Genomic DNA, 25953 nt, shown 5'->3' with positions numbered 1-25953 from the left:
TCGGGTCCGGCGTCGTCGCGTCGCGCTCAGCTCGGGATGGCCGCGAGCAGCTCGGACTCGCCGAGCGGTGCGCCGGCGCGTTCGACCCGGTGCACCAGCTCGACGAGCGCGGCGTTCACGGGGGCCGTGAGCCCGACCGCGGCCGCCTCGCGCACGACCGCGCCGTTCAGGTGGTCGACCTCGGTCGGCTGCCCGCGGCGGAGGCTCTGCTGGGTGGAACCGAGGTTCGGCACCCGCCCCATGCGCACGCCCATCAGCCACGGCAGCGCCTGGCCGAGCGCCACCGGGAGTGCGGCGAAGCACCGCAGCCGACGATCGCCGAGGCCCTGCAGAGCGCCGAATCGCACGCCGCGGGCGACGCCCACCCGCACGGTCTCGCGCATCGAGCGGGCGACGACCCGGCGGGTCGGTCCGTGCCGGAGGACGTCCTGCACGGGGCGGCCCAGAATCGCCGGCACCGCGTTCACCATGTTGACGACGAGCTTCGACCACTGCGCGCCGCGGAAGTTGCCGATCGCGACGACCGGTACGGCGTCGCTGAGCAGCGCCGCGATGCGCCGGCTCTCGGCGTCGGCCGGGCCCTCGCCGCGGCCGAGGTAGCTCGTGGCCGTCGTCGTCACGCGCACGACGCCCGGCTCGGTGTAGTTCGCGGCGATGATCGACAGCACGCCGAAGCACGGCGTGCCGGGCAGCAGCCGCTCGGCCGTGGCGACGCCGTCGAGGCCGTTCTGCACGACGACGAGCGGCAGGCCGGCGATCAGCTCGGCGTTCGCGGCGATCGCGGCCTCGGCATCCTGCGCCTTCGTGCACACGAGCACGAGCTCGGGGCGACGGGTGAGCCGGGGGTTCGCCTCGACCTGCACGGCGGCCTCGCCGTAGCCGCCGGACAGGCGGATGCCGCCCGCGCGGATCGCCTCGAGCCCGGCGCCCCGCGCGGTCACCTCGACCTCGTGGCCCGAGCGGGCGAGCAGCGCGGCGAAGGTGCCGCCGAGCGCGCCCGCGCCGATGATCCCGATCCGCATCCTCCCAGCGTAGGGGCGGCGGCCCGGCCCGCGGACGACTGTTAGCCTGGTCGGCGTGAACAGCGGCCTCCTCCTCGTCGACAAGCCGCAGGGGATCACGAGCCACGACGTCGTCGCGCGCGTCCGCCGCCTCGCCGGCACCCGCCGGGTGGGCCACGCCGGCACGCTCGACCCGATGGCGACGGGGCTCCTCCTGCTCGGCGTCGGCGGCTCCACCCGCCTGCTGCACTACCTCGTCGGTCTCGACAAGCAGTACCTCGCGACCATCCGCCTCGGCTGGGGCACCACGAGCGACGACGCCGAGGGCGAACCGCACGAGGCGGCCGACCCGGCGCGCGTCGCCGCCGTCGCCGACCGGGCGATCGCCGCCGGCATGGCGGCGCTCACCGGCGAGATCGAGCAGGTGCCGAGCTCCGTGAGCGCCGTGAAGGTCGACGGACGGCGCGCCTACGACCGCGTCCGCGCGGGGGAGCAGGTCGAACTCGCGCCCCGGCGCGTCACGGTCTCGGCGTTCGAGCTGCTCGAGCTCCGCCGCGCCGACGGCCACCTCGACCTCGACGTGCGCGTCGACTGCAGCTCGGGCACCTACATCCGGGCGCTCGCCCGCGACCTCGGCGCGGGCCTCGGCGTCGGCGGGCATCTGACGGCGCTCCGCCGCACCAGAATCGGCAGCTTCCCGGTCGAGCAGGCCGCACCGCTCGACGGACTGGACGTCGCCGCGCGCATCCTGAGCCCCGCCGAGGCGGCGCGACGCGCGCTGCCGGTCGTGTCGATCGACGCGCAGCAGACCATCGACCTCGGCCACGGCAAGCGCATCCCCGCCGGCGAGGCCCCGACGAAGCAGCCGCTCGCAGCGATCGGTCCCGCCGATCGGCTCGTGGCCATCGTCGAGCGCCGCGGCGACGAGCTCCGCGTCATCACCGGCTTCCCCCAGGAGGAGACGACCCCATGATCGAGTGGTACACCTGGGTGCAGCTCGGCGTCGCCGTCGCGGCGGGCCTGCTCTGCCTCGTCCTGGGCCTCGCAGGACGCAAGCCCAGCGACCTCACCATCGGCGCGCTCGCCCTCGTCGAGCTGCTGCTCGTCGCGCAGCTCGTCGTCGCGCTGCTCGCGCCCGCGTTCGGGAACGCGCCGAGCGGCAGCGTGCTCGAGTTCTACACCTATCTCGTGAGCGCCCTGCTGCTGCCCCCGGCGGCCGCGCTGTGGGCGCTGCTCGAGCGCAACCGCTGGTCGACGGTCGTGCTCGGCGTCGCCGCCTTCTCCGTGGGCGTCATGGTGTACCGGATGCTGCAGATCTGGACCGTCCAGGGGCTCTGACCCCGTGCGCCGCATCGTCGGCGCGTCTGAGAGAATCGAAGCGACATGAACAGCGCACCCCAGAGCCCGGCCGCGCCCGCCGCGCGTCGGCGGATGAGCGGCATCGGCCGCGTCCTCGTCGCCGTCTACGGCGTGCTCGCCCTCGCGGCCCTCGGCCGTTCCTTCGTGCAGATCGTGCAGAAGTTCGACGAGGCGCCGCTCGCCTACGCCCTCTCCGCGCTCGCCGCCGTCGTCTACGTGATCGCGACGATCGCCCTCGTCCGCTCGGGCCGCGGCTGGTACCGCGTCGCCTGGGCGACGATCGTCTTCGAGTTCACCGGCGTCCTCGTCGTCGGCACGCTGAGCGTCGTGCTGCCGGGGCTGTTCCCGCACGACACGGTGTGGTCCTGGTACGGCCGCGGGTACCTGTTCATCCCGCTCGTGCTTCCGGTGCTCGGCATGTGGTGGCTCGCGAAGCACCGCCCGGCCGCCGGCACGCCGGCCGAAACCCCGCTCGCCGTCGCCGCCGAACGGCCGGCCTCGTGAGGGTCTTCGACGACCTCGCCGGAGTCCCGGCGGGGTTCGGGCCCGCTGCCGTCACGATCGGCAAGTTCGACGGCGTGCACGTCGGGCACCGCGCCGTCATCGGGCGACTGCGCGAGATCGCGGCGGAGCGGCAGCTCGCCGCGGTCGCCGTCACCTTCGACCGCAATCCGCTCGCGCTCCTCGCGCCAGACAAGTGCCCGGCCTCTCTCGTGAGCACGAGGCAGAAGCTCGAGCTGCTCGCGACGACCGGGCTCGACGCCACGCTGCTGCTGCACTTCGACCGGGTGCTGGCCTCGGTGCCGGCCGAGGAGTTCGTCGAGCGCATCCTCGTCGGCGCGCTCGGCGCGAAGGCGCTGCTCGTCGGCGAGGACTTCCGCTTCGGGGCCAGGGGCGCCGGCGACGTCGCCCTGCTCGAGCGCCTCGGCGAGGGGCACGGCTTCACGGTCGAGGTGCTGGGCGACATCCGGCCCGACGGCGAACGCCGGGTCTCCTCGACCTGGGTGCGCGAGATGCTCGACGAGGGCGACGTCGCCCGTGCCGCCGAGCTGCTCGGCGGGCACCGGCCCACGGTGAGCGGCGTCGTGGTGCACGGCGCCGCGCGCGGCCGGGAGCTCGGCTTCCCGACGGCCAACCTCTCGCCGGAGTCGGAGGGACTCATCCCGGGCGACGGCGTGTACGCCGGCTGGCTGACCGACGCCGGCGTCCGGTATCCGGCGGCGATCTCCGTCGGCGACAACCCGACCTTCGAGGGCGTGCCGAAGAAGCAGGTCGAGGCGTACGTGCTCGATCGCGAGCTCGACCTGTACGACCACCTCGTCGACGTCGAGTTCGTCGAGCGGATCCGCGGGATGGTGGCGTTCACGACCATCCCAGACCTGATCGCGACCATCCAGGACGACGTCGACCGCATCCGCACCATCCTGCTGGGCTGAGCGTGGCCCCCGCGGGTCCGCCCTCGCCTCGCGCTCCGTGGCGGGGCCGGCTGCTCGCCCTCCTCGGCATCGTGCTCGTCGCGTTCAACCTGCGCACGGCCGTCGCGGCGCTCTCGCCGGTGCTCGGCCGGGTCGCCGAGGACATCGCACTGAGCCCGGCGTTCATCGGCTTCCTCGGCATGCTGCCGCCGCTGTGCTACGCGGCCTTCGGCATCCTGACGCCGCTCGTGGCGCGCCGGTTCGGCCTCGAACGCACCCTCGTGGCCTCCCTCGTGCTGCTGACGGCCGGGCTGGCCTGGCGCGGTCTCGCCGCGGACGGCGTGCAGCTCGTCGTGGCGAGCGTCGCGACCTTCGCGGCGATGGGCGTCGGCAACGTGCTGCTGCCCCCGCTCGTGAAGCGCTACTTCCCGGCTCGGATCGGGCTCATGACGACGGTCTACGTCACGGCGATGTCGGTGAGCACGCTCGTTCCGCCCCTGCTGGCCGAACCGGTGGCCGAGGCGGCCGGTTGGCGGGTGTCGGTGGGGGAGTGGGCCGTTGTCGCGGCGGTCGCGCTCGTGCCGTGGGCGCTGCTGCTCGCGCGGCCGGCGGCGGGCGTCGACAGCCAGCCGGAGGAGCCGCAGCCCGGGCTGCTCGCCCGGGCCGCGCGCTCGCCCCTCGGCTGGGCGCTGCTCGTCGTCTTCGCGGTCGCCGGCTTCAACGCCTACTCGGCGTTCGCCTGGCTGCCCGAGATCCTGCACGACATCGCGGGCACCGCTCCGGCGGAGTCGGGCGCGCTGCTCTCCCTCTACGCGGCGATGGGGATCCCGGCTGGGCTCTTCGTCCCGGTGCTCGCGGTGCGCTTCGGCCGGATCCGGCTGCTCGTCTGGTTCGCGGTGCTCGTGTTCGTCTGCGGCTACCTGGGCCTCCTGCTCGCGCCGGGGCAGGCGAGCTGGCTCTGGGTCGCCCTCGTCGGCTGCGGTCCGATGCTGTTCCCGTTGTCGCTCGTGCTCATCAATCTCCGCACGCGCAGTCACGAGGGTGCGGTCGCCCTGAGCGGCTTCGTGCAGTCGGCGGGGTATCTCGTCGTCGCGGTGGGCCCGCTCGTCGTCGGCCTGCTGCACGAGGCGAGCGGCGGCTGGACGTGGCCGCTCCTGCTGCTGCTCGTCTCGACCCTGCCGGCCGCGGTCGCCGGGGCCGTCGTGGCGCGGCCGCGGTACCTGGAGGACGAGCGGCGCTGAGCGTCCGCGCCGGTCGCGGGCTCCGCGGTGGATGCCTCGCCGCCGTGCTCGCGCGCGTGCGCCGCCGGCCCGTGTTGCTCATGTGAGCAGAATCACCTGCGAGTGTTGCTGGGCGCGGATCCGGTGCCTACCCTGGAACGAGGGGAAGGAGTCGGATGGACGAGACCGATGAGCTGCTGTCGATCCGGGCCGCTGAGCTCTACTACGAAGAGAACAAGACCCAGGACGAGATCGGTCAGGCGCTGCGCCTGACCCGCTGGAAGGTCGGCCGGCTGCTCGCCCAGGCCAAGCAGCGCGGGTTCATCCGCATCGAGATCCTGCACCCGCGAGCCCGGCGCCTGCCGATCGAGCGCCGCCTGCGCGAGGAGCGCGGGCTGAGCGACGCGATCGTCGTCTCCTCCGCCGGGGTCGCCGGCCCCGAGGAGTTGCAGGCCCGCACGGCCCAGGCCGCGGCCGACTACCTCACCGCGCTGCGCCCGGTGCCGCGCACCCTCGGCGTGAGCTGGGGCCGCACGCTCTACGAGATCTCGCAGCACCTCCGCAACGGCTGGGCGACCGGCGTGAACGTCGTGCAGATCAACGGCGGCGTGAGCCTGAACCGACGACCGGGCACCGCCGCGGCCACCGCCGTCGGCATCGCCCAGAAGGGCGGAGGGCAGGCCACCCTGCTGCCGAGCCCCGCCATCCTCGAGCGGCTCGAGACGAAGCAGGCCATCGAGTCCGATCGCGTCGTCGCGGGCGTGATCGAGCTCGCCCGCTCCGCCGACGCCTACCTCTTCAGCGCAGGCGCCGCCGACGAGAGCTCGGTGCACGTCGAGAGCGGGTACCTCTCCGTCTCCGACGTGGACCTCCTCGTCGCGAAGGGCGCCGTCGGCGACGTCGTCGGCCGCTACCTCGACTCCGACGGCAACATCGTCGACCCCGCGCTCGACGCGCGCACCGTCGGGCTCACTCTCGACGAGCTCCGCCAGGCCCCGCTCGCCATCGCCGTCATCGCCGGTCAGGCGAAGCATCCCGTCGCCGACGCGGTCGTGCGCAGCGGGCTGTGCACCGTGCTCGTCACCGACGAGGCCACGGCGCTCCACCTCCTCGACGGCTGAACGCCGCGCACCTCCCCACGAACCACGTATCGCCACAACAGCCGGAAGGCAGGTCACCCACGATGACTGGCACCACCCTCGTCACCGCCCGCGAGCGCGCGCTCGCCGTGCTCGGCGGCGACCCCGACGACGCGACGCTCCGCCGCTATCTGCACGGCATCCCCGGCGTCGACGCGGTCGGCCTCGAACAGCGGGCGGCCGCGCTCGGCACCCGCTCCGTCAAGACCAGCTCGAAGGCCTGGGCCCTCGACCGCATCATCTCGCTCATCGACCTGACCACGCTCGAGGGGGCGGACACCCCCGGCAAGGTGCGCTCGCTCGTCGCGAAGGCGCAGAACCCCGACCCCGCCGAGCCCGGCACCCCGCGGGTCGCCGCCGTCTGCGTCTACGGCGACATGGTCCCGTACGCGGTCGAGGCGCTCGGTGCCGCCCACGGCGACCCCGACGACGGCGGCATCTCGGTCGCGGCGGTCGCGACCGCCTTCCCGTCCGGCCGCTCCTCGCTCGACATCAAGCTCGCCGACACGGCCGAGGCCGTCGCGGCCGGCGCCGACGAGATCGACATGGTGATCGACCGCGGGGCGTTCCTCGCCGGTCGCTACGGGCTCGTCTTCGACCAGATCGCCGCCGTGAAAGAGGCCTGCCGCCGTCCCGACGGCACGAGCGCGAGCCTCAAGGTGATCCTCGAGACCGGCGAGCTCGTGACGTACGACAACGTGCGCCGCGCCTCCTGGCTCTCGATCCTCGCCGGCGGCGACTTCATCAAGACCTCGACCGGCAAGGTGCAGCCCGCCGCGACCCTGCCCGTGACCCTGCTGATGCTCGAGGTCGTCCGCGACTGGCACCGCCTCACCGGCCACAAGGTGGGCGTGAAGCCGGCCGGCGGCATCCGCACCTCGAAGGACGCCATCAAGTACCTCGTCACCGTCGCCGAGACCGTGGGCGAGGAGTGGCTCGTGCCGCACCTCTTCCGCTTCGGCGCCTCCAGCCTGCTGAACGACGTGCTGCTGCAGCGCCAGAAGCTCGCGAGCGGGCACTACTCCGGCGCCGACTACGTGACCATCGACTGACCGAGACGAGACCTGAGATGAGCTTCCTCGAATACGCACCGGCCCCGGAGTCCCGGGCCATCCTGTCGCTCCGCGACCGCTACGGCCTCTTCATCGACGGCGAGTTCGTCGACGGCCGCGGCACGCCGTTCCAGACGATCTCCCCGGCGAGCGAGGAGCGGATCGCCGAGATCGCCTCGGCCAACGCGGAGGACGTGGCCGACGCCGTCGCCGCCGCCCGGCGCGCCTACGAGCGGGTCTGGTCGAAGATGAGCGGCCGGGACCGCGGCAAGTACCTCTTCCGCATCGCCCGCCTCGTGCAGGAGCGCGCCCGCGAGCTCGCGGTCGCCGAGTCGCTCGACAACGGCAAGCCGATCAAGGAGTCGCGCGACGTCGACGTGCCGCTCGTCGCCGCCTGGTTCTTCTACTACGCGGGCTGGGCCGACAAGCTCGACCACGCTGGCCTCGGGGCCGACCCGCGCGCCCTCGGCGTCGCCGGGCAGGTCATCCCGTGGAACTTCCCGCTGCTCATGCTCGCGTGGAAGATCGCGCCGGCGCTCGCCGCGGGCAACACGGTCGTGCTGAAGCCGGCCGAGACGACCCCGCTCACGGCGCTGCTCTTCGCCGAGATCCTGCAGCAGGCCGAGCTGCCCGCCGGCGTCGTGAACATCGTCACCGGCGCGGGCGAGACGGGCGCGGCGCTCGTCGCCGCCGACGTCGACAAGGTCGCCTTCACCGGCTCGACGGGCGTCGGCCGGGCGATCGCGAAGCAGGTCGCCGGCACGCAGAAGAAGGTCACCCTCGAGCTCGGCGGCAAGGCGGCGAACATCGTCTTCGACGACGCGCCCATCGACCAGGCGATCGAGGGCATCGTCAACGGCATCTTCTTCAACCAGGGGCACGTGTGCTGCGCCGGCAGCCGCCTGCTCGTGCAGGAGAACATCCACGACGAGGTCGTCGACCGGCTGAAGCAGCGCCTCTCCACGCTCCGCCTCGGCGACCCGCTCGACAAGAACACCGACATCGGCGCCATCAACTCCGCCGCGCAGCTCGCCCGCATCCGCGAGCTCAGCGACGTCGGCGTGGCCGAGGGCGCCGAGCGCTGGAGCGCACCGTGCGAGCTGCCCGCCGAGGGCTTCTGGTTCGCGCCGACGATCTTCACGGGCGTCGAGACGAGCCACCGCATCGCCCGCGAGGAGGTGTTCGGCCCGGTGCTCTCGGTGCTGAGCTTCCGCACCCCGCAGGAGGCGATCGCGAAGGCGAACAACACCCCGTACGGCCTCTCGGCCGGCATCTGGAGCGACAAGGGCAGCCGCATCCTCGCGGTCGCCGATCAGCTCCGGGCGGGCGTCATCTGGGCGAACACCTTCAACCGCTTCGACCCCGCGAGCCCGTTCGGCGGCTACAAGGAGTCCGGCTACGGCCGCGAGGGCGGCCGGCACGGGCTCGGCGCCTACCTCGCGCCCGCCACGAGCCGCAGCGCGCGCGCCGCGCGCGCCGTCGAGGCATCCGCCGCGCCCGCCGCGAAGGCGAGCCCCGCCGCGAAGGCGGATGCCGAGGCGAAGCCGGCCCCCGCGAAGCGGAGCCGTCGATCGAGCAAGTCCGCTGAGAAGGGAGCCGCGAAGTGAGCCGCCTCACCGTGCCGAAGACGTACAAGCTGTTCATCGGCGGGGCCTTCCCCCGCAGCGAGTCGGGCCGCACCTACGAGGTGACGAACGCGTCGGGCGGGTTCCTCGCCAACGCGGCGAAGGCCTCGCGCAAGGACGCCAGGGACGCGGTCGTCGCGGCCCGCGGCGCCGTCGCGGGCTGGGCCGGCGCCACCGCCTACAACCGCGGCCAGGTGCTCTACCGCATCGCCGAGCTGCTCGAGGGCCGCCGGGCCCAGTTCGTCGCCGAGATCGAGGAGGCCGAGGGCGTCTCCCGCGCCGCGGCCGGCGCGCAGGTCGACGAGGCCATCGACCGCTGGGTCTGGTACGCGGGCTGGGCCGACAAGTTCGCACAGGTCGCGGGCAACGCCAACCCGGTCGCCGGCCCCTACTTCAACCTCTCGGTGCCGGAACCCACGGGGGTCGTCGCGATCGTCGCGCCGCAGGATTCCGCGCTCCTCGGCCTCGTCTCGGCGGTCGCCCCCGCGCTCGTCGCCGGCAACGCGGTCGTCGTCGTCGCGAGCGAGCGCTTCCCGCTGTCGGCCATCTCGCTCGCCGAGGTGCTCGCCACGAGCGACGTGCCGAAGGGCGTCGTCAACGTGCTCACGGGCTCGCCCGCCGAGATCGCCCCGTGGCTCGCGAGCCACGCCGACGTCAACGCGCTCGACCTCGTCGGCGCGGGCGCGCTCGACTGGATCGACCTCGAGATCGCGGCGGCCGACACCCTGAAGCGGGTGCACCGCCCCGAGCAGGGGACGGACGCCGCGGCGCCGAGCCTCGAGCGCATCGTCGGCTTCACCGAGACGAAGACGGTCTGGCACACGAAGAGCCTGCGCTGATCGTGGCCGGTCGCCGGGGCGCCTCCGACGAACGCGGTCGTCTCGTCGACGATCCGTTCGCGTGGCGCGCCACGGCGGCCGGCGGCCTGCTCGTCTCCCGCGGCGGCCGGCACGTCGTGACCGTCGGGGGAGCGGAGGCGGCGCGCCTCATCGCGCGCCTGGAGCGGGCCGAGTCCGCCGGTGACGAACTCGCCGTGCAGCACCTGCTCGCCCGCGCGACCGGCAACTACCGGCGCGGCAACGAGCGGCGCGGCGGGGGCTGAGCTCCGGCTCGGGCTCAGGTTCGGGCGCCGGGCGAGGCTCAGCTGCGGTTGTTCGACAGCTCGAAGATGCGGATCAGCTCGGCGACGGCGGCTTCGCGCTGCTCGCCGCCGGCCTCGTACTGGTGGCTCACGTGGGTGCGCAGGTGGTTCTCCACGAGCAGCTTGTTCAGCGAGCCGAGGGACTTCTGCACCGCGAGCGACAGCGTGATGATGTCGACGCAGTAGTCCTCGTTCTCGATCATCTTCTCGATGCCGCGCAGCTGGCCCTCGATGATCTTCGTGCGGTGCAGCGCCCGCTTCTTGATGTCCTCGATCACCCCCTCAGGATAGCGGCTGCGAATGCAGTACCGACCGGGGTATTCGGTCCAAGCGCGGGGCCGGATTCGCTACGGTGGCAGCATGAGCCGTCGGATGCCCCGCACCGCCGTCGCCCTCGTGGCCGGCCTCCTCGCCGGCGCCGGGCTCGCGCTCGCCGGCGCCCCGCTCGCCTTCGCGGGCCCTGGCGGTGCGGCGGCGCCCGCACCCGCGCTCGCCTCGGCCGAGACAGCGGCGCCGGCCGGCGTGTCCGTGCTGCCCGCGGGCACCGACGACTTCGTCTTCGACTCCTTCGACGCCGTGTACGAGCTCGGCACCGACGAGGACGGCCGGTCCGTGCTCGACACCACCGAGACGCTCGTCGCCGTGTTCCCCGAGTTCGACCAGAACCGGGGCATCCGCCGGGCCATCCCGCTCTCCTACGACGGTCACCCGGTCGACCTCGAGGTGCGCTCGGTGACCGACGAGCACGGCACGCCGCGCGCCTACTCGACCGAGCCCGACGACGACGACGAGTTCCTGCTCGTCTCGATCGCGGGCGACGAGTACGTGCACGGCCGGCAGAGCTACGTCATCGAGTACCGCCAGCACAATGTCACGCACGTGCCCGACGACCGGCCGATCGACGAGTTCTACTGGGACGTGAACGGCACCGGCTGGGCGCAGCCCTTCGGCCGGGTGAGCGCCGAGGTGCGGCTCGCGGGCGGGGCGGCCGCGGGCTTCACCGGGGAGGGCGCCTGCTACCAGGGCCCGTCGGGCTCGAACACGCCGTGCACCTCGCTCGAGCTCGGCGAGACGGGGGCCGTCGCCACGGCCGAGGCGCTCGGGCCGTACCAGAACCTCACGGTTGCGCTGGCCTTCGAGCCCGGCACCTTCGTGCCGCGCGACGACGCCTTCACCTCCTCGCCCGCGGCGCTCGCCGGGGCCGGGGGAGCGCTCCTCGCCCTCGGCGCCGCGGGCGCGGCCATCGTCGCCCGGGCCACGCGATGGCGCGACCATCCGGGACGCGGCACGATCATCGCCCAGTACGAGCCGCCGCCCGGGCTCAGCGTCATGGAGGCCGCCGAGCTCGTCGGACAGCCGGGCAAGGGCGTCACGGCGACGATCCTGCAGCTCGCGGTGCAGCACCGGCTCCGGGTCGTCGAGCTCGCTCCGAAGCGCTTCGCCGTCGAGTACGGCGGCGGCGAGGGGCCGGACCCCGACGCCGACCAGGTGCTGCGCGAGCTCTTCGCCACGAGCGGTCGGCGCGAGCTGAAGCAGCAGGACACCGCGCTCGGCAAGAAGCTGCTCGCGCTTCGCAGCGCCGTCCGCAGCCGCGTGGTGACGGAGGGGCTCCGACGCACGCCGCCCGTCGGCCCGCGCCTGCTGCTGGGGCTCCTCGCCCTGCTGGGCGGCATCGCGGGCGTCGTCTTCGGCATCGTCGCCCTCGACCAGGCGATGGGCGGCGGGTGGCCCGTGCTCGGCCTCGTCCTCGGTATCCTCGCGGTGCTCGCCGCCGCGTTCGCGGTGATCGACGTGCGCCCGCTGACCGAGCCGGGCCGCGCGGCGAAGGACCACCTCGAGGGGCTGCGCGTCTACCTGCGACTCGCGGAGGCCGACCGCATCCGAATGCTGCAGAGCCCGCAGGGCGCGCTGCGCACCGGCGGCCCCGAAGCCGTGCTGAAGCTGCACGAGAAGCTGCTGCCGTACGCGGTGATCTTCGGCATCGAGCGGGAGTGGAGCCGGGTGCTCGCCGCCGAGTACGCGGAGCGCGGGGCCCAGCCCGAGTGGTACGCGGGGCGCGGGCCGTTCGACGCGCTCGCGTTCAGCGCGGGGGTCTCCGCCTTCTCGACGAGCTCGTCGAGCTCATGGTCGGGGTCGAGCTCGAGCTCCTCCTCGAGCGGTTCGGGCGGCGGGGGCTTCTCGGGCGGCGGCGGGGGCGGCGGCGGAGGCGGCGGACTGTGAGCGCGACGCCGGCCGGCCCGGAGGCCCGCCGGTGATCCCCGAGTGGATCGCCCCGGGCATCGCCGGCCTGCTCGCCGGCGGCGCCCTCCTGATCGGTGCGCTCGTCGCCTGGTACGTCGACGTCCCGAGACCGATCGTCGCCGGCATCATGGCCTTCGGCGCCGGGGTGCTCGTCTCCGCGCTCGCCTTCGATCTCGTGCTCGAGGCGCAGGAGCAGGGCGGGCTCTGGCCGACGGTGCTCGGCTTCGCGGGCGGCGCGGTCGTCTACGTCGTGCTGAACCAGCTGCTCGACCGGCTCGACCAGCGCAACCGCCCCGGCAGCGGCGAGGACCCGGGCACCGGCACGGGCATCGCGGTCGGCGCGCTGCTCGACGGCATCCCCGAGTCCGCCGTGCTGGGGCTCAGCATGGTCGGCGGGGCAGGGGTCAGCGTGCCCGTCTTCGTCGCCATCCTCATCTCCAACCTGCCGGAGGGGCTGTCGAGCACCGCCGAGCTGAAGGCCGCAGGCCGGAGCCGGCGCTACGTGCTGCTGCTCTGGTCGGGGATCGCCGTCGCGAGCGCCCTCTCGGCGATCGCCGGCTTCGTGCTGCTCGACGAGGCGAGCGGCGAGACGACCGCCGTCGTCACCGCCATCGCGGCCGGAGCCATCCTGGCGATGATCTGCGACACGATGATCCCCGAGGCGTTCCGCACCGCCCACGCCGCGACCGGCCTGCTCGCGACCGCGGGGTTCCTGCTCAGCTACACCGTGCACGTGCTCGGCGGCTGAGCGCCGCGCCGATCCCCGTGAACTCGCCTGTTCGGGTCGAATCCCGCTAGAATGAGGGGTGCGCCGGGCGATTCCGCTCAGGGGCAGGCGGTGCGATCCGCGCCAGCCGTCCCAGATGCCGCCCTGCAGTCGATGATCGACACCGCGCAGTCCGCGGTTCCGATCGTGCGGCATCCGTCAGCCGGAGGCCGCGAGGGGGAGTCGTCGTTCCGAACGGGCCGACGCCCGGCGCGACGGCCAAGAGACCGGAGGACCATGGCCCAGACCAGGCAGCGCTCGCGCACGCGCTCCCGCGACGACGACGCGCCCATCATCCCGATCCTCGCGCGCAAGGTGCGCGAGGTCGAGCAGAAGGCGCAGAAGAACAAGCTCGGCCCGACGAACCGGACCAAGTTCCAGGTGATCGCCCTGCTCATGCGCGAGGAGCGCACCCGCGTCAAGGCCGATCCGGAGCTCAGCGATGCGCAGCGCGCCGAGCTGCTGAAGCGCCTCGACGGCATCGCCCAGATCCTCGCCAAGACGGCGGCGCGCGACACGAGCCTCATCACCCTGCTCGAGCCGGATGCCTCGATCTCCACGGTCGCGCAGCGCTTCCGCCGCGACTGGCTGCTCGAGTCCGGCGCCGAGCTCAGCGCCGACGAGCTCATCATCACGCGCGAGCCGGAGCCCGCCCCGATGCTCGCCGAGAACCAGGTCGTGCCGCGCTCCGTGAAGTCGCGGCAGCTCGCGAGCCCGTTCCTCGCCCCCGACTTCTCGCAGCAGCCGCAGCCGGCCGTCCCGGCCCGACGCCTCGCGAACTGGGAGCTGCTGAGCCCGCTGTTCAAGGCTTTCGAGCTCGGCTCGGGCGGCCAGTCGGCGACGATGCCGCTGCCCGAGGCGCCGAAGATCGACCGGGTCACCCCGCGCGGCCTCGAGCTCATGAAGCACCAGGCCCGCTTCGTCGAGGCCGCCCGGCTCGGCCACCGCACCTTCCTGCTCGCCGACGAGCCGGGACTCGGCAAGACGGCGCAGTCGGTGCTCGCCGCCTCCGTCGCCGATGCCTACCCGCTGCTCGCCGTGGTGCCGAACGTCGTGAAGATGAACTGGGCCCGCGAGGTCGAGCGCTGGACGCCGCAGCGGCGCGCCACGGTCATCCACGGCGACGGGCAGACCGTCGACGCCTTCGCCGACGTCGTCGTGGTGAACTACGACGTGCTCGACCGGCACATGTCGTGGCTGTCGACCCTCGGCTTCCGCGGCATGGTCGTCGACGAGGCGCACTTCATCAAGAACCTCGGGTCGCAGCGCTCGAAGAACGTGCTCGCCCTCGCCGAGCGCATCCGCCGCAGCGCCCCCGGCGGCGACCCGCTGCTGCTCGCCCTCACCGGCACCCCGCTCATCAACGACGTCGACGACTTCCGGGCGATCTGGCAGTTCCTCGGCTGGATCGACGGCGACAAGCCGGCCCCGCAGCTCCTCGCCGAGCTCGAGCGCATCGGGCTCACGCCCGCCGACCACGGCTTCTACGCCGAGGCGCGCCGCGCGGTCATCGACCTCGGCATCGTCCGCCGCCGCAAGGTCGACGTCGCCGCCGACCTGCCCGCCAAGCGCATCGCCGACCTCCCCGTGGAGCTCGACGACGAGCTGGGACGCTCCGTGCGGGCCGCCGAGCGCGAGCTCGGCAACCGGCTCGTGCAGCGCTTCCGGGCGCTCGTCGAGGCGCGCGACCTGCGTGTGGGCGACCTCGACGAGGACACCCGCGACCAGTTCGTCCGCGCGGTCGCGAGCGCCGAGCTCGAGGAGTCGAAGCAGGCGAAGTCCGGCGAGAACGTCTTCACGATGGTGCGCCGCATCGGCCAGGCGAAGGCCGGGCTCGCGGCGGACTACGCCGCCCAGCTCGCCCGCTCGGTCGGCAAGGTCGTCTTCTTCGCGAAGCACATCGACGTCATGGACCAGGCCGAGGCCGCCTTCGCGGCGCGCGAGATCCGCACGGTGTCGCTCCGCGGCGACCAGACGGCGCTCGCCCGCCAGGCGGCGATCGACGCGTTCAACTCGGACCCCGAGGTGCACGTCGCGGTCTGCTCGCTCACGGCGGCCGGCGTCGGCGTCAACCTGCAGGCGGCCTCGAACGTCGTGCTCGCCGAGCTCAGCTGGACGAGCGCCGAGCAGACGCAGGCGATCGACCGCGTGCACCGCATCGGTCAGGACGAGCCGGTCACCGCGTGGCGGATCATCGCCGCGCACACGATCGACGCGCGCATCGCGGAGCTCATCGACCAGAAGCAGGGCCTCGCCGCCCGCGCGCTCGACGGCCAGGACGTCGAGCCCGGTTCGGCGGACTCGGTGCAGCTCGATGCGCTGCAGCACCTCCTGCGGCAGGCGCTCGACGGCGCGCTCTGAGCGATCCGTCGGCGGCGGGGTCGGGGCGAACGCCCCGGCCCCGCCGCCGTCTCAGCACCCAGTCGAGGAGCGTATAGACTCCGATTCGACCCCGCCGACGTGGTCATGCACCCTTCCCGCCTTCCCACTTCCCCAGGAGACGTGCACATATGAAGATCGGCCTGCTCACCTCCGGCGGCGACTGCCCCGGACTCAACGCGGTCATCCGCGGCGCCGTGCTGAAGGGCGTCATCTCCCACGACACCGAGTTCGTCGGCTTCCGCTGGGGCTGGCGCGGCGTCGTCGAGCGCGACATCGTGCCCATCACGCGGCACGACGTGCGCGGCCTCGCCCGACAGGGCGGCACCATCCTGCACTCGAGCCGCACCAATCCCTTCGAGGGCGAGTTCGGCGGCCCTGAGCACATCCAGCGCACCCTCGACGAGTACGGCATCGACGCGATCATCGCGATCGGCGGCGAGGGCACGCTGACGGCGGCCCGCCGGCTCTACGACGAGGGCGGCATCAAGGTCGTCGGCGTGCCGAAGACCATCGACAACGACCTCGCGGCGACCGACTACTCCTTCGGCTTCGACACGGCCGTGGAGATCGCGACCGAGGCCATCGACCGCCTCCGCACGACGGCCGACTCGCACGGCCGCTGCATGGTGCTCGAGGTCATGGGCCGCCACGTCGGCTGGATCGCGCTGCACTCCGGCATGGCGGGCGGCGCGCACGCCATCCTCATCCCCGAGCAGCCCCAATCGATCGAGCAGATCTGCGAGTGGGTCGAGTCGGTGCGTTCGCGCGGCCGCGCCCCGCTCGTGGTGGTCGCCGAGGGCTTCACCCTGCCCGGCATGGACGAGCCGCACTCGCACAAGGGCCTCGACGCGTTCAACCGGCCGCGCCTCGGCGGCATCGCCGACGTGCTCGCGCCGATGATCGAGGAGCGCACGGGCATCGAGTCCCGGGCGACCGTGCTCGGCCACATCCAGCGCGGCGGCGAGCCGAGCGCCTACGACCGGGTGCTCGCCACCCGGCTCGGCATGGCCGCCGTCGAGGCGGTCTACGACGAGGCCTGGGGCTCCATGGTGACGCTGCGCGGCACCGACATCCGCACGGTCTCGATCGCCGAGGCGACCGGCAGCCTGAACACGGTGCCGCAGTCGCGCTACGACGAGGCCAGGATCCTCTTCGGCTGAGGCCGGCGCGACGGATGCGGCATCCCGAGGTGTGCGTGTGCTACCTCCTGCGCGAGCGGGAGGGGCGGTTCGAGGTGCTCCTCGGGCGCAAGAAGCACGGCCTCGGCGAGGGGCGGCTCGTCGCACCAGGCGGCAAGCTCGAGCCGGGGGAGACCCCGGCCGCCGCGTGCGTCCGCGAGGTGGCCGAGGAGGTCGGCCTCGACGTCGTCCCGGCCGACCTCGAGGCGCGGGGCGTCGTCGACTACCGCTTCCCCACTCGGGAGTCGTGGAGCCAGCGCTCGCACGTCTTCGTCTGCCGCGAATGGCGGGGGGAACCGCGCGCGTCCGACGAGCTCGATCCCGAGTGGTTCCCGGTCGAGGAGGTGCCGCTCGAGCGGATGTGGGACGACGCCTCGCGATGGCTTCCGGGCGTGCTCGCGGGGGGCCGGGTCGAGCGCTCCTTCGTCTTCGGGGACGATCTCGCGACCGTGGTGGAACCGGGCCCGTCCGTCGCGTAGGATCGACGGGTGCGCGGGCTCCCCGGAGGCCGCAAGCGATACCCCATGAACTTCTGGTGAACGTCTTCACCGATCACAAGAGGCAGCGTCCACTACAGAAAGGCGCCGGTGGATCTCACCCTCATCGTCGTGCTGGTCATCGCACTGGCGTTGTTCTTCGACTTCACGAACGGCTTCCACGACACGGCGAACGCCATGGCGACGCCGATCGCCACCGGGGCGCTCCGGCCGAAGACCGCGGTCACGCTCGCCGCGATCCTGAACCTCGTCGGCGCGTTCCTCTCCACCGAGGTGGCGAAGACCATCTCGGGCGGCATCATCCGCGAGGGCGACGGCGGCGTGCTGATCACGCCCGAGCTCGTGTTCGCCGGCCTCATCGGCGCCGTGGTCTGGAACATGATCACGTGGCTGATGGGGCTCCCGTCCTCGTCCAGCCACGCCCTGTTCGGCGGCCTCATCGGCGCGGCGATCGTGGGCGCCGGCCTCGGGGCGATCGACTTCCCGGTCGTCGTCTCGAAGGTCATCCTGCCGGCCCTGCTCGCACCGCTCACCGCCGGGCTCGTCGCCTACGCCGCGACGAAGCTCGCCTACGCGATCACCCGGCGCTACGACGGCAAGCCCGACGGCCGCGACGGCTTCCGCTACGCGCAGGTGTTCTCCTCCTCGCTCGTCGCGCTCGCGCACGGCACGAACGACGCGCAGAAGACGATGGGCGTCATCACGCTCACGCTCGTCGCCGCGAACCTGCAGGCGCCGGGCAGCGACGTGCAGTGGTGGGTCATCGTCACCTGCGCCGTCGCGATCGCGCTGGGCACCTACATGGGCGGCTGGCGCATCATCAAGACCCTCGGCACGGGGCTCACCGACGTGAAGCCCGCGCAGGGCTTCGCCGCCGAGACCGCGACCGCCGCGACGATCCTCGCCTCGAGCCACGTCGGCTTCGCGCTCTCGACGACCCAGGTCGCCTCGGGCTCGGTGATCGGCTCCGGTCTCGGCCGGCGCGGCTCGAAGGTGCGCTGGCGCACGGCCGGGCGCATCGGCGTCGGCTGGCTGCTGACGCTGCCCGCCGCGGGCGCGGTCGGCGCGCTCGCCGCGCTCGTCGCCCACCTCGGCGTCGGCGGCGTCATCATCGACGCGGTCGTCGGCGTCATCGTCATCATCGGCATCTTCATGTGGTCCAGGCGAAGCGAAGTCTCCCACCACAACGTGGTCTCCGAGGTGGCGGACTCCGGTCGCGCCGTGAAGATCAAGCGCAACCCGAAGCCCAAGCGGAAGGCGAAGAAGTGATCGACTGGGCCGCCTTCCTCCTCGTCCTCGTCTCCGCGCTCGTCGGGGCCTGCGTCGTCGTGAGCGCGTACGCGCTCGGCATCCGCCTGCTCACCCTGTCGGGTCGCACCCCGCTCGTCACCCCCGCCGAGTTCACCGACGCGATCACCATCGTCACGCCCGCCGAGATCAAGGCCGCAGCGAAGCGCGCCGCGAAGGCGGCCAAGAAGAGTCCGCTCACGGAAGGCCAGAAGCGGCTCGCGCTCTTCGGAGCGTGGGGGTGCTTCGCGCTGAGCGCGATCGCCGTGCTCGTCGGGATCTACCTGATCCTCGGCGAGCACCTCACGCGGCTCGTCGGCGGGGCCTGACGCCCGAGTCGCTGCATCACCCTTCGGATTCCCCACCTCCGAGCGCACGCTCGGCGACCCCACAGAAGGCGCAGCCAATGACGACCACGACCCCGACTGCTGACACCCCGCAGCAGACCCCCAAGAACGCGTTCGACCGCTTCTTCGAGATCACCGCCCGCGGCTCGTCCGTCGGCACCGAGATCCGAGGCGGCATCGTCACCTTCGTGACGATGGCCTACATCGTGATCCTGAACCCGATCATCCTGTCCTCCGGCGTCGACGTCGACGGCAACCAGCTCGGCTTCGCCCAGCTGTCGGCGGTCACGGGCCTCACCGCGGGCGTCATGACGATCCTCTTCGGCGTCGTCGCGCGGCTGCCGTTCGGCTTCGCCGCGGGCCTCGGCATCAACTCCTTCCTCGCGGTCTCCGTCGTCGGGCAGGTCACCTGGCCCGAGGCGATGGGCCTCGTCGTCGTGAACGGCCTCATCATCGTGCTGCTCGCGGCCACCGGCCTGCGGCGCATGATCTTCAACGCGGTGCCGATCCAGTTGAAGCTCGCGATCACGGTCGGCATCGGCCTGTTCATCGCCTTCATCGGCTTCGTTGACGCCGGCTTCGTGACCGCGACGGGCGTCTCCTCGCCGCCGGTCGGCCTCGGCGCCGGCGGCTCGGTCGCGACCGTGCCGAGCCTCGTCTTCATCCTCACCCTCCTCATCACCGGCGTGCTCGTCGCCCGCAAGGTGAAGGGCGGCATCCTCATCGGCCTCGTCTCGGGCACCGTGCTCGCGGTCGTCATCGAGGCGATCTGGAACCTCGGCCCGAAGATCGCGAACGGCGAGCTCGTGAACCCGAACGGCTGGGGCCTCTCGGTGCCGGAGCTGTCCGGCTCGCCCGTGAGCCTGCCCGACCTCTCGCTCGTCGGCCAGGTCTCCTTCGGCTCCTTCGAGCGCATCGGCGTGCTGGCGGCCCTCATGCTGGTCTTCACCCTCGTGTTCACGAACTTCTTCGACGCCATGGGCACCATGACCGGCCTGTCGAAGGAGGCCGGCCTCGCGGACGAGCGCGGCGACTTCCCGCGCATCAAGTCGGCCCTCGTCGTCGAGGGCGTCGGCGCCGTCGCGGGCGGTTTCACCTCGGGCTCCTCGAACACCGTCTTCATCGAGTCGGGCGCCGGCATCGGCGAGGGCGCCCGCACGGGCTTCGCGAACGTCGTGACGGGTGTGCTGTTCCTGCTCGCGATGTTCTTCACGCCGCTCGTGTCGATCGTGCCGACCGAGGTCGCCGCGGCGGCGCTCGTGATCGTCGGCGCGCTGATGATGTCGCAGATCCGCTACATCGACTTCAGCGACTTCTCGGTGCTGCTGCCGGTATTCCTCGCGGTCACCGTCATGCCGCTCACGTACTCGATCGCGAACGGCATCGGCGCGGGCTTCATCGCCTGGGTCGTGGTGCGTTCGCTCGGCGGCAAGGCCCGCGAGATCAGCCCGCTGCTGTGGATCGTCGCGGCCGGCTTCCTGCTCTACTTCGCCCGTGGCCCGGTGGAGGCGCTGTTCGCCTGATCGGCGGGTGACGCACGGATGCCCCGGGCAGCACTGCTGCCCGGGGCATCCGTCGTTCGAGGCGGGGCTACGCCGTGCCGCGCGCCTTCCCGATGGCGTTCATCGCGTGGTACACGACGATCGCGGCGACCGTGCCGAGCGCGATGCCGTTGAAGACGACGGTGCCGAACTGGATCGTGAAGTTCGCGATGCCGATGATGAGCGCCGTCGCGGCCGTGAACTGGTTCACCGGGCGCGAGAAGTCGACCTTGTTGTCGACCCAGATCTTCACGCCGATGATGCCGATGAGACCGTACAGGGCGACCGTGGCGCCACCGAGCACGCCCGCGGGGATCGTGTTCACGAGCGCCCCGAACTTCGGCGAGAGGCCGAGCAGGATCGCGACGAAGCCGGCCACCCAGTACGCGGCCGTCGAGTAGACGCGCGTCGCCGCCATGACGCCGATGTTCTCGCCGTACGTCGTGGTGCCCGAGCCGCCGAAGAAGCCCGCGATGGTGGTCGCGATGCCGTCGGCGAAGAGGGCGCGGCCGGTCTGCCGGTTGACCGCGGGGTCGGTCATCTGCGCGACACCGCGCACGTGGCCCACGTTCTCGGCGATGAGCACGAGCACGATCGGCAGGAAGGCGGGCAGCAGGCCCCAGAGCGCCGCGTCGGCGAAGGGGTTGCCGGCGAGGTGGAACTCGGGCAGGCCGACCCAGGCGGCCTGCTGGATCGCCTCGAAGTCGACCTGGCCCTGCAGCACGGCCGCGACGTAGCCGACGAGTACGCCGATGAGGATCGAGATCCGCCCCAGGATGCCGCGGAACAGCACGGTCGTGAGCAGCACCGCCGCGAGCGTGATGAGCGCGGTGAGCGGGGCCTGATCGAAGTTGGACTTCGCCGCCGGGGCGAGGTTCAGACCGATGAGCGCGACGATCGCACCCGCGACGACCGGCGGCATGAGCACGTCGATCCAGCCGGTGCCGGTCCAGATCACGAGCGCGCCGATGAGGGCGAGCATGACGCCGACGGCGACGATGCCGAAGAGCGCCGCGCCCATCGGGTCGGCCGCCTGCTCGGCGGCGAGCGCGGCGGTGACCGGGGCGATGAACGCGAACGAGGAGCCGAGGTAGCTCGGCAGCCGGTTCTGCGTGATCACCAGGAAGAGGATCGTGCCGATGCCGGAGAACAGCACCGTCGTCGCCGGCGGGAACCCGGTGAGCAGGGGCACGAGGAAGGTGGCGCCGAACATGGCGACGACGTGCTGCGCGCCGAGGCCGATGGTGCGCGGCCAGCTCAGGCGTTCGCCGGGGGCGACGACCTCGCCCGGGGCGACGGTCTTGCCGTCGCCGTGAAGGGTCCAGGGGAGTGCCATGGGGCTCCGTTTCGCGTGGTGGGGGTGCCCGTCGGCGCGGGTCGCGCGGCGGGCCGGGGCTCGAGCGGCGCGGCAGGGGCCGTGCGCTGCATCGGAGCATAGCGAAGCGGAGGGCCCCCTGTCGTCACTTCGATCGGAGAAGTGCCGTCGCGGCGGCGCGCGCCGCGGCGCTCAGCGCGCGAGCAGCCGGTCCTGGCTCGGCCGTTCGTCGGGCGCGCCCGCCGCGGGCCAGTACGACAGGGCGCGCTCGGCGAGCGCCGTGATCGTGAGCGAGGGGTTCACGCCGGGGTTCGCCGGCACGGCCGCGCCGTCGACGACGGAGAGCCCGGGGTGGCCCCACACCCGGTGGTACGCGTCGACCACGCCGTCGGCGGGCGACGCGGAGATCGGGGCGCCGCCGAGGAAATGCGCGGTCAATGGGATGCCGAACACCTCCGGCCACGAGCCGCGCGCCTCGGCGGGCACACCGCTCTCCTCGGTCATCCGGGCGGCGATGGCCTCGGCGGCGCGGTGCGCCTCGGGCAGATGGCTCGGGTTCGGCTCGCCGTGGCCCTGCGCGCTCGTGAGGCTCAGCCGGCCGAAGCGGCGGCGCAGCGAGAGGGTCAGCGAGTTGTCGGCCGTCTGCATGACGAGCGCGATGATGCCGCGCTCGCTCCAGCGGCGCAGCGAGGCGAGCCGGAACTGGCGGGCGGGCGAGCGCAGCACGAGCCGGACGACCCGGCCGAGGCGCCGGGGGAGCGGGAGCTCGCCCGGCACCATCACGGTCGCGAGCGCGCCCATGAGGTTCGAGCCGGGCCCGTACCGCACGTTCTCGACGTGGGTGCGGTCGTCGACGTGGAAGGAAGTCGTGATGGCGACGCCGTGCGCGAGGCCGAGCGAGTCGGGCACCGCGGTCGCCACGGCGCCGTCGAGGGCCTCGGAGTTCGTGCGGGTGAGCCGGCCGACCGCGTCGGAGACGGCGGGCAGCGCGCCGGAGCGCTTCATCCGGTGCAGGAGCTGCTGCGTGCCCCAGGTGCCGGCGGCGAGCACGACCCGCTGCGCGGTGACGGTGCGTTCGCCGCGCCGCAGCCGGCCGTCGGTGCGGCGGGTGGTGACGGTGAAGCCGCCGCCCGGCAGTTCGCGCACCTCGGTGACGGTGCGCATCGCCTCGATGGCGACGCCCCGGCGCTCGGCGAGCGCGAGGTAGTTCTTGACGAGCGTGTTCTTCGCACCGACCCGGCAGCCGACCATGCAGTTGCCGCAGAGCGTGCAGCCGGTGCGCTCGGGGCCCTCGCCGCCGAAGAACGGGTCGGCCGTGCGCTCGCCGGGTCGACCGAACCAGACCCCGACCGGGGCGCGCCGGAAGGTGTCGCCGACGCCGAGGTCCTCGGCCGCGCCCGCCATGATCCGTTCGACGGGTCCGTGATGCGGATAGCGTTCGACGACGCCGAGCATGCGCTTGGCCGTCGCGTAGTGCGGGGCGAGCTCGCCGCCCCAGTCCGCGAGATCCCGCCACTGCCGGTCGGCGAAGAAGCCGGGACCGGGTTCGTAGAGGGTGTTCGCGTAGTTGAGCGAGCCGCCGCCGACGCCGGCGCCGGCGAGGATCATCACGTGGGGCAGGCGGTGGATCCGCTGCACGCCGTAGCAGCCGAGCGCGGGCGCCCAGAGGTAGCGCCGCAGGTTCCAGCTCGTCTTCGCGAAGTCCTCGTCGGCGAAGCGCCGGCCGGCCTCGTAGACGCGGACCCGGTAGCCCTTCTCCGCCAGCCGCAGCGCCGCCACCGAGCCGCCGAAGCCCGAGCCGACGACGACGACGTCCTCGTCGAACGCCGTCCGTGCGCTCATGCCGGGCCGCCCGCGGCGTGCGCCGCTTCGCCGAGGGTCGGCCGACCCTCCGCGGGCGGCACCATGATGCGCAGCGCGCCCGCCCGGGAGACGATCTCGCAGTCGCCGCTGCCGACCCGCTCCCCGTCGGCGTAGACGGTGAGCCCGGGGGCCGAGACCCGCACGGCCCGGGCGCGCCGGTGGGTCACCTCGGGGCGGCGGTCGTGCCGGCCGCGCAGCAGCAGCGGGAACAGCCGGATGAGCCGCAGCCGCGTGAGCGGGGCGACGTGCACGAGGTCGAGCAGCCCGTCGTCGGGGTGCGCGCCGACGCAGACGGGCATGCCGCCGCCGTAGCTCTCGGTGTTGCCGACCGCGACGAGCGTGCCGGGCGCGCGGTACTCGGCCTCGTCCTCGATCCGGATCGTGAAGTCCATGGGGCGCAGCCGCACGAGCTCGATCGCGAGCGCCAGGTAGTAGCGGAGCGCGCCGTGCGGCCAGCGCAGCCGGTTCGTGCGGTCGCTGACCTTCGCGTCGAAGCCGAGCGCGGCGACGGTGAGGAAGGGCGTCGTCCGGCCCGCGCTCCGCACCTCGCCGACGTCGATGACCCGCGCGGTTCCGGTGAGCGCGAGCGCCGCGGCGGCCGCGGCATCGTCACGGGGGAGTCCGAGGGCGCGGGCGAGGTCGTTGCCGGTGCCCGCGGGAACGAGCACGATCGGCACGGACACGTCGAGGAGGAGGGGCTCGAGGATGCCGGAGAGGGTGCCGTCGCCGCCGACGACCACGAGCGCGCTCGGGGCGGCTTCGAGCGCCTGCACCGCGAGCGCGGCGGTCTCGGCGGCCGAATTCCCCTCGTAGCTGCGCACCTCGACGCCGTGCGCGCGGAGCCCGGCGACGGCCGATGCCGCCGCGGCGCGTCCGCGCCCCTTTCCGGCGAAGGGATTGGCCAGCACCGCGATGTGCCCGCCCACCGTCATCCCTCCAGGCCCGGTTCGGGTTCGGGGGACGCGGGCGGCTCGGCCGCGATCACCGCGCCGGGATTCAGGATCGCGCGCGGGTCGAGTTCGCGCTTGATGGCGCGGAGGATGCGGATGCCGGTCTCGCCGATCTCCGTCGCCAGCCACGGGGCGTGGTCTCGGCCGACCGCGTGGTGGTGGCTGATGGTGCCGCCGGCCGCGAGGATGGCGTCGTTGACGTCGGCCTTCACCCGCTCCCAGACCTCGAGCGGCTCTTCTCGGATGCCCGCGAGGACGGTGAAGTAGAGCGAGGCGCCGGTGGGATAGACGTGCGACACGTGGCACATCACGTACGACTTGGCGCCGGCCGCGCCGAGCCCATCTCTGAGCGTGCGTTCGACGGCCTCGCGCAGCGCCGGCAGCTTCGACCAGGTGGTGGCCGTTTCGAGCGTCTCGCAGAACACGCCGGCGTCGAGGAGGGCGTCGCGCAGGTAGGGGCCGTCGAAGCGGCCGGCCAGCCAGTCGGAGGCGGCGCCCGCGCCGGAGGAGGTGCCGCCCGCGGCGCGCAGCAGCTCCGCGGTGCGCGCCCGGCGGTCCTCGATGCCGTCGCCCTCGTAGACCGTGACGGCGCTCGCCCCCTTCGCGAGCGCCTTGCCGAGCTTGCCGAGCTGGGCGAGGCTCACAGCGGTCTCCGCCTCGTCGGAGAGACGGATGACGGTCGGGCCGCCGCCGTGCTGGGCGACCCGGCGGAGCCCCTCCGCGCCCGACGCGAAGTCGGGGAAGGTCCAGGCCTCGAACACCCGCTCGCGCGGCACCGGGTGCACGCGCACCCGGACCTCGGTGATGACCCCGAAGATGCCCTCGGAGCCGAGGAACACCCGGACGAGGTCGGGGCCGGCGGCGGAGCCGGGGGAGCGGCCGAGCTCGAGCTCGCCGGTGGGGGTGGCGACGCGCAGTCCCGTGACCATGGTGTCGAAGCGTCCGTAGCCGGCCGAGTTCTGCCCGGACGAGCGGGCGGCGGCGAAGCCGCCGATGGTCGCGTAGCGGAAGCTCTGCGGGTAGTGGCCGAGCTCGAAGCCGTGCGCGGCGAGCAGCGCCTCCGCCTCGGGGCCGGTGGTGCCGGCGGCGAGGACGGCCTCGCCGCTGAGCTCGTCGAGGGAGCGGAGGCCAGTGAGCCGGCGCAGGTCGAGGCTCACGACGGCGTGGTGGGCGCCGCGTTCGGGGTCGAGGGCGCCCACGACGCTCGTGCCGCCGCCGTACGGGATGACCGCGATGCCGTGGGCGTCCGCGACGGCGAGGCAGGCGAGCACCTCGTGGTGGTCCGCCGGACGCACGACGGCGTCGGGGGCGAGCTGCTCCGCCGCCCTGCGGCGGAGCAGGTCCGGCGTGGAGCGGCCGCCGGCGTGCCGGAGCCGGGCCTCGGCCGAGAGCTCGACGTGCGCTTCGCCGACGACGGCGCGGTACGCGTCGAGCTCGTCGGCGGTGAGCGCGGGCGGCGGCAGGCGCACGGCGTCGAGCTCCGCGGCCGGGGCCGGTCGCCGGACCCGGCCGAGCAGGAGCGGCAGCAGCGTGCGCACGGCGAGCGGCAGTTCCTTGGCCTTGGCGGGGTCGCCCCAGCCGTTCCACCGCATCGGCGGGTCCGCGGCGACTCTGTCGCGTGCATCGCTCATGCA

Annotated in this window: 24 protein-coding genes; 18 read left to right on the top strand and 6 right to left on the bottom strand. The window is 73.2% G+C overall.

The genetic code is table 11. The features are described from left to right. Positions 1–26 precede the first annotated feature (26 nt). Entirely contained in the window at positions 27–1022 is a 996-nt protein-coding gene (locus tag MTP13_RS16375) for a ketopantoate reductase family protein (RefSeq protein ID WP_243568722.1), read from the bottom strand. Between the two features lie 55 nt (positions 1023–1077). On the opposite strand from MTP13_RS16375, the gene truB reads away from it, so the two are divergent. From truB to MTP13_RS16325, 10 genes are all read left to right on the top strand, one after another. After that, positions 1078–1974 carry a tRNA pseudouridine(55) synthase TruB gene (gene truB, locus MTP13_RS16370; protein WP_243568721.1) on the top strand — a complete coding sequence of 299 codons (897 nt, stop codon included), beginning with the start codon at positions 1078–1080 and terminating at the stop codon, positions 1972–1974. After that, positions 1971–2339, top strand: a complete 369-nt coding sequence (locus MTP13_RS16365; protein ID WP_243568720.1) for a hypothetical protein — start codon at positions 1971–1973, stop codon at positions 2337–2339. The genes truB and MTP13_RS16365 overlap by 4 nt, the downstream gene beginning before the upstream one ends. Positions 2340–2384: 45 nt before the next feature. Then, on the top strand, positions 2385–2864 hold the full coding sequence (locus MTP13_RS16360; RefSeq protein ID WP_243568719.1) for a hypothetical protein: 480 nt from the start codon (positions 2385–2387) through the stop codon (positions 2862–2864). Further along, a complete protein-coding gene (locus MTP13_RS16355) occupies positions 2861–3796 on the top strand; it encodes a bifunctional riboflavin kinase/FAD synthetase (protein WP_243568718.1) in 936 nt (311 codons plus the stop codon). Before MTP13_RS16360 ends, MTP13_RS16355 begins: the two co-directional genes overlap by 4 nt. Before the next feature lie 2 nt (positions 3797–3798). Continuing rightward, positions 3799–5016: an MFS transporter gene (locus MTP13_RS16350; protein ID WP_243568717.1), complete on the top strand. Its 1218-nt coding sequence runs from the start codon at positions 3799–3801 to the stop codon at positions 5014–5016. A 155-nt stretch (positions 5017–5171) separates the two neighbouring features. Then, positions 5172–6116: a sugar-binding transcriptional regulator gene (locus MTP13_RS16345; RefSeq protein WP_189086116.1), complete on the top strand. Its 945-nt coding sequence runs from the start codon at positions 5172–5174 to the stop codon at positions 6114–6116. A 62-nt stretch (positions 6117–6178) separates the two neighbouring features. Next, positions 6179–7186 carry a deoxyribose-phosphate aldolase gene (deoC, locus tag MTP13_RS16340; RefSeq protein ID WP_243568716.1) on the top strand — a complete coding sequence of 336 codons (1008 nt, stop codon included), beginning with the start codon at positions 6179–6181 and terminating at the stop codon, positions 7184–7186. A gap of 17 nt (positions 7187–7203) precedes the next feature. Next, on the top strand, positions 7204–8793 hold the full coding sequence (locus MTP13_RS16335; protein WP_243568715.1) for an aldehyde dehydrogenase family protein: 1590 nt from the start codon (positions 7204–7206) through the stop codon (positions 8791–8793). Beyond that, positions 8790–9650, top strand: coding sequence for an aldehyde dehydrogenase family protein (locus MTP13_RS16330; RefSeq protein ID WP_243568714.1), 861 nt, complete (start codon positions 8790–8792; stop codon positions 9648–9650). The genes MTP13_RS16335 and MTP13_RS16330 overlap by 4 nt, the downstream gene beginning before the upstream one ends. Before the next feature lie 2 nt (positions 9651–9652). Continuing rightward, positions 9653–9913: a hypothetical protein gene (locus tag MTP13_RS16325; protein ID WP_243568713.1), complete on the top strand. Its 261-nt coding sequence runs from the start codon at positions 9653–9655 to the stop codon at positions 9911–9913. 38 nt (positions 9914–9951) lie between these two features. Here the strand turns inward: MTP13_RS16325 and MTP13_RS16320 are convergent, their stop codons facing one another. Beyond that, entirely contained in the window at positions 9952–10230 is a 279-nt protein-coding gene (locus MTP13_RS16320) for a metal-sensitive transcriptional regulator (protein ID WP_243568712.1), read from the bottom strand. 82 nt (positions 10231–10312) lie between these two features. Between MTP13_RS16320 and MTP13_RS16315 the strand changes: the two genes are divergently transcribed. The 8 genes from MTP13_RS16315 (at position 10313) to MTP13_RS16280 (ending at position 20173) form a co-directional block, all read left to right on the top strand. After that, positions 10313–12172, top strand: coding sequence for a DUF2207 domain-containing protein (locus MTP13_RS16315; RefSeq protein ID WP_243568711.1), 1860 nt, complete (start codon positions 10313–10315; stop codon positions 12170–12172). Positions 12173–12206: 34 nt separating this feature from the next. Continuing rightward, positions 12207–12941 carry a ZIP family metal transporter gene (locus MTP13_RS16310; protein ID WP_243570870.1) on the top strand — a complete coding sequence of 245 codons (735 nt, stop codon included), beginning with the start codon at positions 12207–12209 and terminating at the stop codon, positions 12939–12941. 255 nt (positions 12942–13196) lie between these two features. Then, complete coding sequence (locus MTP13_RS16305) at positions 13197–15320, top strand: DEAD/DEAH box helicase (protein WP_243568710.1); 2124 nt, start codon at positions 13197–13199, stop codon at positions 15318–15320. A gap of 149 nt (positions 15321–15469) precedes the next feature. Beyond that, a complete protein-coding gene (locus tag MTP13_RS16300) occupies positions 15470–16501 on the top strand; it encodes a 6-phosphofructokinase (protein WP_243568709.1) in 1032 nt (343 codons plus the stop codon). Positions 16502–16515: 14 nt separating this feature from the next. Next, a complete protein-coding gene (locus MTP13_RS16295; RefSeq protein ID WP_243568708.1) occupies positions 16516–16998 on the top strand; it encodes an 8-oxo-dGTP diphosphatase in 483 nt (160 codons plus the stop codon). Between the two features lie 108 nt (positions 16999–17106). Further along, positions 17107–18285: an inorganic phosphate transporter gene (locus tag MTP13_RS16290; protein WP_243568707.1), complete on the top strand. Its 1179-nt coding sequence runs from the start codon at positions 17107–17109 to the stop codon at positions 18283–18285. After that, positions 18282–18632 (top strand): peptidase, encoded by a 351-nt coding sequence (locus tag MTP13_RS16285; protein ID WP_243568706.1) that lies wholly within the window; start codon positions 18282–18284, stop codon positions 18630–18632. The genes MTP13_RS16290 and MTP13_RS16285 overlap by 4 nt, the downstream gene beginning before the upstream one ends. A gap of 77 nt (positions 18633–18709) precedes the next feature. Continuing rightward, entirely contained in the window at positions 18710–20173 is a 1464-nt protein-coding gene (locus MTP13_RS16280; protein WP_243568705.1) for an NCS2 family permease, read from the top strand. Positions 20174–20240: 67 nt separating this feature from the next. On the opposite strand, the gene MTP13_RS16275 is transcribed toward MTP13_RS16280, so the two are convergent. From MTP13_RS16275 to MTP13_RS16260, 4 genes are all read right to left on the bottom strand, one after another. Then, the gene (locus MTP13_RS16275) at positions 20241–21527 is read right to left on the bottom strand and encodes a uracil-xanthine permease family protein (protein WP_243568704.1); all 1287 of its coding nucleotides are present in this window, start codon (positions 21525–21527) and stop codon (positions 20241–20243) included. Positions 21528–21698: 171 nt separating this feature from the next. Continuing rightward, positions 21699–23348, bottom strand: a complete 1650-nt coding sequence (locus MTP13_RS16270) for a GMC family oxidoreductase (RefSeq protein ID WP_243568703.1) — start codon at positions 23346–23348, stop codon at positions 21699–21701. Next, positions 23345–24295 (bottom strand): YegS/Rv2252/BmrU family lipid kinase, encoded by a 951-nt coding sequence (locus MTP13_RS16265; protein WP_243568702.1) that lies wholly within the window; start codon positions 24293–24295, stop codon positions 23345–23347. Before MTP13_RS16265 ends, MTP13_RS16270 begins: the two co-directional genes overlap by 4 nt. Before the next feature lie 2 nt (positions 24296–24297). After that, positions 24298–25950 carry an FAD-binding oxidoreductase gene (locus MTP13_RS16260; RefSeq protein ID WP_243568701.1) on the bottom strand — a complete coding sequence of 551 codons (1653 nt, stop codon included), beginning with the start codon at positions 25948–25950 and terminating at the stop codon, positions 24298–24300. Positions 25951–25953: the final 3 nt, after the last annotated feature.

This window comes from Agromyces soli (assembly GCF_022811605.1).
GTDB classification, from domain to species: Bacteria; Actinomycetota; Actinomycetes; order Actinomycetales; family Microbacteriaceae; genus Agromyces; species Agromyces soli.
This window is presented reverse-complemented; position numbering and strand designations above follow the sequence as displayed.